Annotated in this window: 12 protein-coding genes; 2 read left to right on the top strand and 10 right to left on the bottom strand. The window is 38.1% G+C overall.

Going from position 1 to position 14316, the window contains the following annotated elements:
• From CVP05_RS02555 to iolD, 5 genes are all read right to left on the bottom strand, one after another.
• A complete protein-coding gene (locus CVP05_RS02555) occupies positions 1-777 on the bottom strand; it encodes a TIM barrel protein (protein ID WP_100288002.1) in 777 nt (258 codons plus the stop codon).
• 155 nt (positions 778-932) lie between these two features.
• Entirely contained in the window at positions 933-1772 is an 840-nt protein-coding gene (locus CVP05_RS02550; RefSeq protein WP_100288001.1) for an AraC family transcriptional regulator, read from the bottom strand.
• An 83-nt stretch (positions 1773-1855) separates the two neighbouring features.
• Complete coding sequence (gene iolG, locus CVP05_RS02545; protein WP_100288000.1) at positions 1856-2866, bottom strand: inositol 2-dehydrogenase; 1011 nt, start codon at positions 2864-2866, stop codon at positions 1856-1858.
• A gap of 2 nt (positions 2867-2868) precedes the next feature.
• A complete protein-coding gene (iolE, locus tag CVP05_RS02540; RefSeq protein WP_100287999.1) occupies positions 2869-3765 on the bottom strand; it encodes a myo-inosose-2 dehydratase in 897 nt (298 codons plus the stop codon).
• Between the two features lie 32 nt (positions 3766-3797).
• Positions 3798-5738: a 3D-(3,5/4)-trihydroxycyclohexane-1,2-dione acylhydrolase (decyclizing) gene (gene iolD, locus CVP05_RS02535; RefSeq protein ID WP_100287998.1), complete on the bottom strand. Its 1941-nt coding sequence runs from the start codon at positions 5736-5738 to the stop codon at positions 3798-3800.
• A 370-nt stretch (positions 5739-6108) separates the two neighbouring features.
• Between iolD and CVP05_RS02530 the strand changes: the two genes are divergently transcribed.
• Positions 6109-7521, top strand: a complete 1413-nt coding sequence (locus CVP05_RS02530) for a sugar porter family MFS transporter (protein WP_100287997.1) — start codon at positions 6109-6111, stop codon at positions 7519-7521.
• A 31-nt stretch (positions 7522-7552) separates the two neighbouring features.
• On the top strand, positions 7553-9463 hold the full coding sequence (locus tag CVP05_RS02525; protein ID WP_100287996.1) for a bifunctional 5-dehydro-2-deoxygluconokinase/5-dehydro-2-deoxyphosphogluconate aldolase: 1911 nt from the start codon (positions 7553-7555) through the stop codon (positions 9461-9463).
• A gap of 70 nt (positions 9464-9533) precedes the next feature.
• Here the strand turns inward: CVP05_RS02525 and cspE are convergent, their stop codons facing one another.
• From cspE to atpA, 5 genes are all read right to left on the bottom strand, one after another.
• Complete coding sequence (cspE, locus tag CVP05_RS02520) at positions 9534-9743, bottom strand: transcription antiterminator/RNA stability regulator CspE (RefSeq protein ID WP_100287995.1); 210 nt, start codon at positions 9741-9743, stop codon at positions 9534-9536.
• Between the two features lie 264 nt (positions 9744-10007).
• The gene (locus CVP05_RS02515; protein WP_100287994.1) at positions 10008-10436 is read right to left on the bottom strand and encodes a F0F1 ATP synthase subunit epsilon; all 429 of its coding nucleotides are present in this window, start codon (positions 10434-10436) and stop codon (positions 10008-10010) included.
• 46 nt (positions 10437-10482) lie between these two features.
• Positions 10483-11856 (bottom strand): F0F1 ATP synthase subunit beta, encoded by a 1374-nt coding sequence (gene atpD, locus CVP05_RS02510; protein ID WP_100287993.1) that lies wholly within the window; start codon positions 11854-11856, stop codon positions 10483-10485.
• A gap of 19 nt (positions 11857-11875) precedes the next feature.
• Positions 11876-12745, bottom strand: coding sequence for a F0F1 ATP synthase subunit gamma (gene atpG / locus CVP05_RS02505; RefSeq protein WP_100287992.1), 870 nt, complete (start codon positions 12743-12745; stop codon positions 11876-11878).
• 23 nt (positions 12746-12768) lie between these two features.
• Positions 12769-14310 carry a F0F1 ATP synthase subunit alpha gene (gene atpA, locus CVP05_RS02500; RefSeq protein WP_100287991.1) on the bottom strand — a complete coding sequence of 514 codons (1542 nt, stop codon included), beginning with the start codon at positions 14308-14310 and terminating at the stop codon, positions 12769-12771.
• Between the last annotated feature and the right edge of the window lie 6 nt (positions 14311-14316).

Below are 14316 nucleotides of genomic sequence, written 5' to 3'. Positions count from 1 at the left end.
TTATTTAAATGCCTCTCTAAAACGATTTAATGCCAATTCTGAATCAGCTGATGCCCAAGCTTCCATTGCAATAACCCCTTGATAACCTATATCCCGTAGCACTTTTGCAATAGCCGGATAATGAATTTCGCCGGTACCAGGTTCACATCGACCTGGCACATCTGCCACTTGAATCTCTCCAATATAATCTTTCGTTTTTCTAATTAATTCGATTAAGTTACCTTCCCCTATTTGAGCATGATATAAATCTAAATTCATTTTAAGATAGGGGCTATTTACCGCTTTAACTAGATAATACGTCTCCTGAGCTTTTGCAAATGGTGTACCGGGATGATCCACTTCTGTATTTAAATTTTCGAGCACAAAAACTTTTTTCCCCTGCTCTCCTAATGTTGCGAGTTGGCTTAATGTTTCCTTTGCTTTAAGCCACATATCGCCTGTTACCACTTCAACAGGCTTAATAGGTAAACCATTCTTGTCTAGTCCTGTACCATGTAAATTCAAAGATGGACAGTTTAATTTCTGAGCAATAGCAATAGATTGTTCTGCTGTCGCAAGAAGTTGCGCAATACCTTCATCATCCGTTAAATTTCCGTTGATATATCCTGTCATGGAAGTAATTTTTGCTCCCGTCGCGACAATGGCGTCAATATCTTTCGTTGTCCAATCCCAAATCTCAACACCAAAACCCAGCCCATGTATTTTTTTAACACGCTCAATGAAAGGTAAATCTAGAAATATCATTTCGGTACAAACGGACAATTGATAATCTTTCATTTTATTTCCCTCTCCAATTGTGATGAATCAATGAAAGCAGTATATAAAAACCATTGTTATAAAAATGTTAATTTCTTGCTTTTTTATCCGAGAAAAATCCTAAAATTTTGCTACATTGCTCACATTTTTAGAAAGTGAACTTTAAAATCCTGCTTTTATAATGTCAATTCTTTGCCTATCCATTGACGACGGTATTGAGTTGGCGTGATGCCTAACATTTTCGTAAATGCTGTACTAAAATAATTAATATTTTCATAACCAACCATCAACGCTATTTGAGTAATGCTATACTTTGTTGTCATCAATAAAGACTGAGCTTCACCGATACGACGACGATTAACATATTGCATTAAGGGAAATTTCGATTCTCGTTTAAAAAGATGGGATAAATAAGAGGGGCTAATATTAAAATAATGTGCAATATGATCCACTGATAAGGCTTGTGTGTAATGTTGCTCAATATAATCTTTCACTTGATCAACTAAAGTGAATTTCTTATAAAAAAATCGCTGAACTGTATTTTGAGGCAAACTCACAATCAGTGTTAATAATGAAAATAGTAAATAATTGGAAAACTCACGAGCATGAGTTTGAGCATTTTTAACCGAACAAAACATCATATCAATGATCTTTTCTATTGTATCTTGATGTTTTCCGCTGGAAATCACGGCCGGTAATCTGAGATCGAATAAACAATTTCGTTCCATACCTTTAATTTTCAAATTACCTATACCACAACAATAGGTCACCATTTCCGAATGAATCTGCGCCATTTCATCATGCAATACGTTCTGATTAAAAATTAAAATATCTCCTGCTTTTGTATCATATTTTGTGTCACCAATAATGTGGGTTCCCCGACCTTTTGCAATAAATACTATTTCGAGATGATCCTTATGTTTATGCAACATACGTGGGAAATATTCTCTCATTCCCTGAGTATTTGTTATATAAAGCAATTGAGGAAGTTGTTCAAATAGAGAAGATTTATACATGGTAACTCGCTTGTAAAAAAGTGCGGTTAAAATTCCAAGAATTTTTAACCGCACTTGATAAAGTTATCTATACTTAAAATACATTAACTCACTTCACTCAATTTGACCGGACGACCTTCATCTAACGATTTTTTTGCAGCCAGTGCGATTAATACCGGTTGTAAACCGTCGTTACCGTTAACCAACGTTGGCTTGTTATTTACGATAGAATCAATAAAGCAAATCATTTCATCTGCAAAAGATTGCATATAGCGTTCTAAAAAGAAATATTTCGGTTTTTCGCTGATAACACCTTTTTCACAAGAATAGACCGCAGTAGAATCTGTGTCATTACGAGTTTGCACTGCGCCTTTTGAACCAAAGACTTCTGCTCGTTGATCGTATCCATATACCGCTTTTCGGCTGTTGTCGATCACCCCGATGGCTCCGTTGGCGAGTTTAAGGGTGATGACAGCAGTATCAATATCACCGGCCTCACCAATACGAGGATCAACTAATACCCCACCAGCAGCATAAACTTCAGTGACTTCGCTACCAGAAAGATAGCGGATCATATCGAAATCGTGAATGGTCATATCAAAGAACATTCCACCAGAGACTTTCACATATTCAATTGGTGGGGCATCAGGGTCACGAGAGGTAACGCGAATAAGATGTACATCGCCAATATCGCCAGCAACAACACGATCTTTAATTGCTTTGAAATTATGGTCGAAACGGCGGTTAAAGCCTACTTGGAATTTGACACCTGCTTTTTCTACTTCCCTTAATACTTCACGAATTTTTGTTGGATCCGCATCAACCGGTTTTTCACAAAAAACGTGTTTGCCTGCCTGTGCTGCTTCAATGGAAATTGGTGCGTGAGTGTTCGTTGAGGAACACACTAACACGGCATCAATTTCAGGATCATTAAGAATGGCTTTGTAATCTTCATAGACATTTTCAATGCCCATTCCTGTTGCCCATTCTTTAAGTTCATCTGTAACACGAACATCGGAAATAGCTTTGATTTCCGCACCTTTTACATATTTGCTAATACTTTCTGAATGTACACGTCCGATACGACCTGCACCGATAATACCTAATTTAAGCATAATTAAATCCCCGCAACATCACGAATATATTGGCGCCCTTTAATGGCGTATTCTAATGGATTAGCCAAAGCAGGATCTTGTTCCGCTTCTACGACCATCCAACCCTTATAATTGTGTTTATCCAAAATCTCAAAGATTGGTTTGAAATCAATCACACCATCGCCCGGTACAGTAAAGGTACCTTTCACTACGCCTTCTAAGAAGCTTAAACCGTTGGCTTTTACTTCGGCTACCACTTCATCACGTACGTCTTTTAAATGGACGTGGCAGATGCGATCAATGTATTTAGCTAACACATCAAGCATTGCTTGTTGTGAGCCTTCAGAATAGTAAAGATGCCCAGAATCGAAGAGCAGATAAACATCATCATTAACGATGTCCATATATTTATCAATTTCTGCTGGCGTTTGAATACCGGTGCCCATATGATGATGCAAACACACTTTCATTCCTTTTTCTGCAGCCAATTTAGCCAACTCGTTGTAACCTTCCGCTAATAATGCCCAATCTTGCTCATTAAAAATCGGTTTTTCTTTGAAAATGGCTTTTTTCTGCCCTTGAATACTACGGCTTTGTTCAGAACAGCCAATGACTTTTGCCCCCATTTCGTATAAGAAATCACGGTGAGCAATAAAGTCTTTGATGGTTTGCTCTTTCTTACCATCTACAAAGAAAGTGCTGAACCACGCATTACAAATTTGGATACCACGTAAAGCTAATTTTTGTTTTAATATTTGGGTATCACGTGGGTATTTGCTCCCCACCTCACTGCCAGTAAAACCCGCTAATGCCATTTCGCTGACACATTGCTCAAAGGTATTTTCTTTACCGATTTCGGGTAGATCGTCATTGGTCCAGCCAATTGGTGCGATCCCTAATTTTACATTTTCCGCTTTCATTGTTATTTCCTCTAGTATTGGAAGATAAATATTTAATAACGTCTTGCTTGTGCTTTACGTTGCTGTAATTCTTCATAAGCTTGCTGTACGGTAGCTTTTTCAGAAACCTCAGCCATTCCAACGTGCCACCAAGAGCCATAGCCGTGTACCATTGTTTTTGGTAGAACTTTTACATCGATGAGAGTGGATACGGTTTGTTTTTTCGCATCAGCAAGGGCCGCATAGAGTTCTTCTTCTGTAGTGACTTTATAAGTTTTACAACCATAAGAGGCCGCATTCATGGCAAAATCCACAGGAACAAAACCACCACTCAGTTGGTTAGTTTTTGGATCTCTAAAACGGAATTCCGTACCAAAGCTGTCCATTCCGTGTCCAATTTCTAAATTATTGATACAACCGTTTGTCATATTGTCGAATAACACAATATTGATTTTTTTGTGTTCTTGAATAGAGGTGACCAATTCAGAGTGAAGCATCATGTAAGAGCCATCGCCTAATAGGGCGTAAACTTCTCGCTCAGGTTGGGCAATTTTAACGCCCAATGCCGCATTGATTTCATAACCCATACAAGAATAGCCGTACTCTAGGTGATAAGTGTTTTCGCCTTTAGATTGCCAAGTACGTTGTAAATCGCCGGGTAAGCTGCCAGCGGCTCCAACAATAACCGCATTATTATCTAAGGTTTCATTTAAAATACCCAGAACACGAGATTGGGTCATACTTGAACCCGTGAGTTTGATAAATTCTTCAAATACTGTTTCATGATCAAGACGATCATCTACTTCAGGTACAAATCCCTTGCCGGTATAAGTCGCGTGATAAACCCGCTCTAATTCTTCGGCAAACAATTTTTTTACTTCCGTAATGCGATTACCCCACTGAGCACTATAGCCTGTTGGTTGTAAAAGCGCGGTCAGTTTTTCCAGCGTTTCTTTAGCATCTGCTGTCACTTGTACACCGTCTAATTTATAAGCATCGAAACGTGCCGCATTAATGTTTAAATACGTGACATCTGGATTTTGGAAAATCCATTTAGAAGAGGTGGTAAAATCCGTATAACGCGTACCAACCCCAATAATTAAATCCGCTTCTTTAGCTAGAAGATTGGCACTTAAACACCCTGTCTCACCGACACCGCCAACATTTAAATCATAGTCAGAAATGACCGCACTTTTACCCGCTTGAGTTTCCGCAAATGGAATATTGAAAGCTTGGGCAAAGGCTTTAAGATGTTCCGCTGCCTCAGAATAACGCACGCCACCACCGCAAATGAGCAATGGTTTTTTCTTAGCTTTAATAAGTTCTACTGCTTGATTTAACATGGCTTCTGTTGGGGGAGTACGTTCGATCCGATGAATACGTTTTTGAAAGAAATAGTCAGGATAATCGTAGGCTTCACCTTGTACATCCTGTGGTAAGCAAAGTGTAACCGCCCCTGTATCAGCAGGATCAGTTAATACACGCATTGCATTGATACAAGCGGTCATCAATTGTTCTGGACGAGAAATCCGATCCCAATATTTACTGACTGCACGAAAAGCATCATTAGTGCTTAATGTGAGATCATGAAATTGCTCCATTTGTTGCAAAACCGGATCGGGTTGGCGTGTTGCAAAGGTATCACCCGGTAAAAATAATACCGGAATACGGTTAGCTGTTGCTGTGGCAGCAGCAGTTACCATGTTTGCTGCACCGGGACCAACAGAAGAGGTACAAGCATAGATTTTTTTACGCAGATTCTGTTTGGCAAAACCTATGGCGGCATGCGCCATACCTTGTTCATTACGACCCTGACGAAGAATTAACTCACCACTGTCTTGCTCTAAGGCTTGTCCTAATCCCAATACATTACCGTGACCAAAAATCCCCCAAATTCCTTCAACAAATTTTGTGATTTTTCCATCAAATTCAACATATTGATGATCAAGGAATTTGATTAAAGCTTGTGCTACGGTCAGTCTAATTGTTTTCATACCGCATTCTCCTAATTAAGAACAAAATGGACTGGTTTGAATTAAGTATAAGTAAAATTTAATTCAAAATATAATCAATTTGAAATAAAAATTTCATTTTTGTGATAGGGATCAAAATTTTTATTAAATAAAAGAGGCTGGTTTTAGAAAGACGTCATAATAATAAGTCAGTAAATTATTATTTTTTATAAAATTAGTTAAGGTAAATAACAATCTCCTAAATCATCTACATTGCATAAAAATCAATCTTTACATTCAATTTTATGAGATCTGGATCACGAATATTCATTTTAATACTATATATTTTTGAAAAATATATTTCAATTGTATTATATTATGAAACATAAAGGATAGAAGGAGTACCAATATAATGAGTTCAAATACAGCAAGAAAGCACAACCTTGGTTACATTATTCGCATTTGTGCAGTGGCCTCTTTAGGCGGATTATTGTTTGGTTATGATACATCAGTTATTTCAGGCGCCATTGATGCGTTAAAAATTTATTTTAACTTATCCCCTGCTGAAACTGGTTGGGCGGTGTCCAATGTCGTCATTGGGTGTATTATCGGTTCACTATTATCAGGAGAAATGGCTCGAAAAATCGGACGTAAAAAAACATTAATTATTGCCGCACTTTTATTTACTATTAGCGCCATTGGTTCTGCGTTAGCAAATGACTTTACTTGGTTTATTGTCTATCGCATGATTGGAGGGGTTGCAGTAGGACTTGCAGCAGCAATCTCGCCTATGTATATTGCCGAAGTAGCACCTAAAGATTATCGTGGTACCGCTTCAGCAATGAATAACTTTGCTCTCGTCTTTGGGCAAATTGTTATTTTTTATGTAAATTACAAAATTGCACAAGGAATGACCGAAGCTTGGCTTGCTGAAGTAGGTTGGCGTTATATGTTAGGGTCTGAAGTTATTCCTTGCTTATTATTCTGTTTAGTCGTTGGCTTTATTCCTGAATCACCTCGTTGGGACGCTATGCGTGGTCGTGATGATTTAGCTCTTGCCACACTTTCTAAAATATCCAACCCAGAACACGCTAAAAATTTATTAGCTGAAATAAAAAATTCTATGACTCGAGATGGACATATGCAAAAACAAAAGGTTGATTTCAAACGACCTGGCGCTATGTTTATTATTATTGTCGCTTGTGCCTTAGCAACATTCCAACAATTAAGCGGCGTAAACGTCATGATGTATTATGCACCAACCGTGTTAAAAAACATTACTGGGGATATTGAATCTGCTATGTTTCAAACCATTTGGATTGGTGTTGCACAGCTTATAGGCATTGGTATTGGCGCGATTTTATTTGATAAACTCGGTCGTTTACCTCTCATGAAAACAGGTGCAGTTGGTGCTGCAATAGGCTTATTAATCACCTCCTATGCGATGTATACCCAAAATCCAGGTTATCTTGCGCTTTTTGGAATGATCTTCTTCATGATTTTCTATGCTTTCTCATGGGGTGTAGGTATGTGGGTGTTGATTGGTGAAATATTCCCTAATTATATGCGCGCACAAGGATTAGCCATTGCCGTATCTTTTAACTGGATCTTTAATTTTGTGGTATCACAAAGCTTCCCAATGATGAACGAACATCCATATTTATTAGAAAAATTTAATGGTGCATTCCCAATGTGGATTTTTGCTGCCTGCTGTGTAATCGGCTTCTTCTTCCTCATTCGTTATGTGCCGGAAACCAAAGGGGTTTCCTTAGAAAAAATGGAAGCATTAATGTTAGCAAAACAACATCAACATAAATCTATTTAAAAAAATTAATTTTAATAGAAGGAATCACAATATGAAAACTGAAAAAACCTTAGATCTCATTTGTCTTGGGCGTGTGGCTGTCGATTTTTATGCACAACAAATAGGTTCTCGCTTAGAAGATGCCTCCTCATTTGCAAAATACTTAGGCGGTTCATCGGGCAATGTTGCTTACGGTACTGCCGTACAAGGAATAAAATCCTCTATGCTTGCAAGAGTGGGTGATGAACATATGGGGCGTTTTTTACGTGAAGAATTACAAAGCGTTGGTGTCGATACAAGCCATCTTATTACAGATAAAGAACGTTTAACCGCACTTGTTATTTTAGGCATTAAAGATCAAGATACTTTCCCTCTTATTTTCTATCGTGATAACTGTGCTGATATGGCAATTACGAAAGATGATTTCAGTGAAGAATATATCGCTTCCGCAAAAGCTTTAGCTATTACGGGAACCCACCTTTCTCACCCAAATACTCGTGAAGCCGTTTTAACTGCCCTAGAATATGCCGGACGTAATGGAACAAAACGACTATTAGATATTGATTATCGCCCTGTCTTATGGGGATTAACCTCATTAGGTGATGGCGAAACCCGTTATATAGATTCCGAAGCCGTCACAAAATCCTTACAAGAAGTATTGCATCACTTTGATGTATTAGTCGGTACGGAAGAAGAATTTCATATTGCAGGCGGTTCAACTGATACTCTGACAGCATTGAAAAATGTACGCAAAGTGAGCCAAGCAGTATTAGTATGTAAACGTGGGGCATTAGGTTGTTCGGTTTTTGAACATGATATTCCTGATGATTTAGATGGTGGAATTAATGTTTATGGCGTACGTGTAGAAGTATTAAATGTACTAGGGGCTGGTGATGCCTTTATGTCCGGATTATTACGAGGCTATATCAATGGTGAAAGTTGGGAACAATGTTGCCGTTATGCTAATGCTTGTGGTGCATTAGTTGTTTCTCGTCATGGTTGTTCTCCAGCAATGCCAACCAAAGTTGAATTAGATGACTACTTAGCTCGCGCTGAATCTGTTCCTCGCCCTGATGTAGATAATCATCTAAATCACCTACATAGAGTAACTACTCGGAAAAAACAATGGGATGATTTGTGCATTTTTGCTTTCGATCACCGTAAACAACTGATCGATATGGCAAATAAGTGCGGTGCAGATTTGAATAGAATTCCAAAACTCAAAGAACTCTTATTACAAGCAGCACAACAAACCGCACAAAAGGCAGGGTTAGCACAAGGTCATGCTGGTATTTTGGCTGATACAACTTTTGGGCAATCTGCTTTAAATGCAATAACGGGCAAAAATTGGTGGATTGGCCGTCCAATTGAACTACCATCGTCTCGTCCATTAGAATTAGAACATGGTGATTTAGGTAGTCAATTAATTTCATGGCCATTAGAACACGTTGTAAAATGCTTAGCATTTTATCATCCAGCAGATAACGCTGAACTCAAAGCCACACAAGATGCAAAACTCAAAGAAGTCTACCAAGCTTGTTGTCGCACAGGGCATGAATTATTAATTGAGATTATTTTACCTGCGGATATGGAGCAAAATGAAGATTATTACGCTGAAATGCTCAATCATTTCTACCATATTGGTATTAAACCAGACTGGTGGAAATTACCAGGTGTATCTGCGAACGCGTGGCAAAATATTGAAAATGTTATCCAACAAAATGATAAATATTGTCGTGGCATTTTAATTCTAGGTTTAGATGCACCTGAATCCCACTTTGAAGCGGTATTTAATGCTTCTGCGAATGCAAAATTGGTAAAAGGTTTTGCTGTTGGACGTACTATTTTCGGACAACCATCTGCTGATTGGTTAGCAGGAAAAATTGATGACAAGACGTTGATTCAGTCTGTATCAGAACGCTATGGACGATTAATTCAATTGTGGAAAAACCGTCATCAATAATATCTCTTTTTTCTAAACTAAAAACATCTTCTTGCTTAGTTCAAGAAGATGTTTTAGATAAATAATTCTATTAGACGACAACAACATCAACTGCTGCTGGACCACGCTGAGAATCTTGTATTGTAAACTCTACTTTATCGCCTTCATTTAAACTACGATAGTTATTACCTACAATCCCTGAAAAGTGAACAAACACATCTTTGCCACCTTCTGTTGGAGTGATAAAACCAAAACCTTTTGCTGAGTTAAACCATTTAACTGAACCCGTTAATTTAGACATATAGTTTTCCTTTATGTAAATAGAAATAAGAATGAACATAAATGTTCGGTAGTTGCTAATAAGTATAAATAGGCAGGGTATTAAAGACTTTCTTAAACAAATAGAGTATTTGGCAAGTGTACTGAAAATAATAACAAACTTAAATAAACTGTGGTATAGCGGTACCCATTAAAACATGCTTATCACAACATATCAAGTATATTATGCAAAGAAAAACCACCCGAAGGTGGTTTTATCGAAAGTGCGGTGACTTTTTGAAAAATTTTAGCGTTTATTTTTCACCAATTTTTCTGTCAGTTCATAAGCACGAAGTTTTGCTAATTCTTTAGACAATTTAGCCGTCAACAATTCGTAATTTGTATCACCATGTTTATCTCGAATATTTTCTTCTGCGCGTTTTTTCGCAGCTAAAATACGATCACCATCTAACTCATCACCACGAATAGCTGTATCAGCTAACACAGTCACAATATTCGGTTGAACTTCTAGAAAACCACCTGATACATAAATGACTTCTTCTTTGTCATCAGCAAGCGTAAGTTTTACAATACCAGGTTTTATCGCAGTTAAGAGAGGAATATGTCCAGCTAAAATACCTAACTCACCCTCGATACCTGTCACTTGTATACTTTTTACCTGACCAGAAAAAATTCTGTCTTCTGCACTTACTACTGTTAAGTCAAATGTTGCCATGTTATTCTCCTCCAAGCTTTGCTGTTATCAGTTGCTTTAGGAGCAATTACATATTCTTCGCTTTTTCTAACACTTCATCAATGGTTCCGGCCATATAGAACGCTTGTTCTGGAATATGATCGTATTCACCGTCTAAAATGCCTTTGAAGCCACGAATAGTCTCTTTTAATGGAACATATTTACCTGGAGTACCATTAAATACTTCCGCTACGAAGAACGGTTGTGATAAGAAACGTTCAATTTTACGTGCACGTGCTACAACCAGTTTGTCATCTTCAGATAATTCATCCATACCTAAGATAGCAATAATATCTTTTAACTCTTTATAGCGCTGCAAAATACCTTGTACACCACGTGCTACATTATAATGCTCTTCACCAACCACTAATGGATCAAGTTGACGTGAAGTTGAATCCAATGGATCTACCGCAGGATAAATACCTAATGATGCAATTTGACGGCTTAATACTACCGTTGAATCCAAATGCGCAAAGGTTGTTGCTGGTGATGGGTCAGTTAAGTCATCCGCAGGTACATATACCGCTTGAACAGATGTGATAGAACCTGTCTTAGTTGAAGTAATACGCTCTTGTAATACCCCCATTTCCTCTGCAAGAGTTGGTTGATAACCTACCGCAGATGGCATACGTCCTAACAACGCCGAAACCTCTGTCCCTGCTAAGGTATAACGATAGATATTATCTACGAAGAACAATACATCACGACCTTCATCACGGAATTTTTCCGCCATCGTCAAACCTGTCAACGCAACACGTAAACGGTTACCCGGTGGCTCATTCATTTGACCATAAACTAACGATACTTTGTCTAAAACGTTAGAATCGCTCATTTCATGGTAAAAGTCATTACCTTCACGAGTACGCTCACCTACCCCAGCAAATACAGAATAACCAGAATGCTCAATCGCAATATTACGGATTAATTCCATCATATTAACGGTTTTACCTACACCAGCACCACCGAATAATCCGACTTTACCACCTTTTGCAAATGGACAAACTAAGTCAATAACTTTAATACCCGTTTCCAAAAGTTCCGTACTATTAGATTGCTCTTCATAGCTTGGTGGTGCACGGTGAATTGACCAATTTTCTTCCGCTCCAATCGGGCCTTTTTCATCAATTGGTTCACCTAATACATTCATAATACGGCCTAACGTTTTTGTTCCAACAGGAACTGAAATAGGCTTGTTTGTATTACTCACACTTAAACCACGTTTTAAACCATCTGATGTACCCATTGCGATACAACGAACAACACCACCACCTAATTGTTGTTGAACTTCAAGTACTAAACCTGTTTCAACATTTAAGGCATCATAAACTTTTGGTACTGCATCTTGTGGGAACTCAACGTCAATAACCGCACCGATGATTTGTACAATTTTTCCAGTTGCCATTACCGATCCTCTAATTTTGTTAAATTGCAGCAGCGCCCGCTACAATTTCATTTAATTCATTTGTAATACTTGTTTGACGAGCTTTGTTATACACTAATTGCAAGTCACCAATTAAATTACCTGCATTATCAGTTGCCGCTTTCATTGCTACCATTCTAGCTGCTTGCTCTGAAGCAAGGTTATCTACTACGGCTTGATAAATTTGAGATTCTAAATATCGAACTAATAAACTATCCAATAACTCTTTTGGACTCGGCTCATAAATATAATCCCAAACATTTTGTGTTTCATTCAAACTATCGTTTTGTAATTCCGGTAACGGAACAAGTTGTTGAATAACTGGCTTTTGCGACATCGTATTAACGAAATTATTATAAGCAATATAAATTGCATCAATTTCGCCTTTACGATAGGTTTCAAACATCTCATTCGCTACACCAATCAACTCTTCTAAAGAAGGCGTATCACCTAAGCCAGAAATTTGTCCTCGAATATTTAAACCAAGGGAACGGAAAAAACTGATTGCTTTAGAACCAATAAGTCCTACATCAACTGTAACGCCTTTTTCTTTCCATTGTTTTATTTCCGTTAGAACGGGTTTAAACAAATTAACGTTTAAACCGCCACACATTCCACGATCCGTTGAAATCACTAAAATACCCACTTTTTTGACTTCACGTTCAACTAAAAATGGGTGTTTATAACCGATATTTGCTTTCGACACATGACTGATAACATTGCGTATAGTCTCAGCGTATGGACGAGATGCCGCCATACGATCCTGAGTTTTACGCATTTTCGAGGTAGCAACCATTTCCATTGCCTTAGTAATTTTTTGGGTACTTTTTACACTTGCAATTTTGGTTCTAATCTCTTTTGCACCTGCCATTCTTTGTCTCCGTTAAACTCTGACTACCATGTACTTTTGGCTTTAAAATTATCCAAAATACCTTTCAATGTGTTCTTAATTTCATCATTGTAATCGCCAGATTGTGTTAATTCACGTAAGAAATCAGCATGATTATGCTCCGCATATTCTAAAAGAGCAGATTCAAACGAACTAATACGATCTAATTCCACATCATCTAAATAACCAAATTCAACAGCGAACAATACTAAAGCTTGCTGCGCAACAGAAAGCGGAGAATATTGCTTTTGTTTTAATAATTCAGTTACTTTTTGACCATGAGATAATTGTTTACGGGTTGCATCATCAAGATCTGAAGCAAATTGTGCAAACGCTGCTAATTCACGATATTGTGCAAGAGCAGTACGAATACCACCGGCTAATTTTTTAACTACTTTAGTTTGTGCTGAACCACCCACACGTGATACCGAAATACCAGGGTTTACCGCAGGACGAATACCTGAGTTAAATAAATTAGATTCTAAGAAAATTTGACCATCGGTAATCGAGATTACGTTAGTTGGTACGAATGCTGACACGTCACCAGCCTGAGTTTCAATAATCGGAAGAGCGGTCAAAGAACCGGTTTTTCCTTTAACTTCGCCATTGGTAAATTTTTCTACATATTCTTCATTAACACGAGAAGCTCGCTCAAGCAAACGAGAATGTAAATAGAACACATCACCAGGGAAAGCTTCACGACCAGGTGGACGACGTAATAATAATGAAATTTGACGATAAGCGACTGCTTGTTTTGATAAATCATCATAAACAATCAATGCATCTTCACCGCGATCACGGAAATATTCACCCATTGCACAACCTGCATATGGCGCAAGGTATTGAAGTGCTGCTGATTCAGAAGCTGATGCCACTACAACAATCGTGTTTTCCAATGCACCATGTTCTTCCAATTTACGCACAACGTTAGCAATCGTCGAAGCTTTTTGACCAATTGCCACATAGATACATTTAATTCCTGAATCACGTTGATTGATAATAGCATCAATAGCTAACGCGGTTTTACCTGTTTGACGGTCCCCGATGATTAACTCACGCTGACCACGACCGATTGGTACCATAGAGTCAACTGCTTTATACCCGGTTTGAACAGGTTGATCAACAGATTTACGATCAATAACACCCGGTGCAATCACTTCAACAGGAGAAAAACCATCGTTTTCAATTTCACCTTTGCCATCAATAGGATGTCCTAAGGTATTTACCACTCGGCCTAATAAACCACGACCGACCGGCACTTCTAAAATACGGCCTGTACACTGAACTTCCACACCTTCAGCTAAGTCAGCATAAGGTCCCATCACTACCGCACCTACAGAGTCTCTTTCTAAGTTCAATGCGATAGCATAACGATTATCAGGTAATGCAATCATTTCCCCTTGCATTACATCACTTAAGCCATGAATACGAATAATTCCATCGCTTACAGAAACGATTGTTCCCGTATTACGAGCTTCGCTTGTAATATCGAACTGAGCAATTCGCTTCTTAATCAGTTCACTAATTTCTGTAGAATTTAGTTGCATCTTTTA

This window comes from Conservatibacter flavescens (genome assembly GCF_002795425.1).
GTDB classification, from domain to species: Bacteria; Pseudomonadota; Gammaproteobacteria; order Enterobacterales; family Pasteurellaceae; genus Conservatibacter; species Conservatibacter flavescens.
The sequence above is the reverse complement of the archived record's forward strand: the minus strand, read 5'-3'. Positions and strand labels throughout refer to the sequence as shown.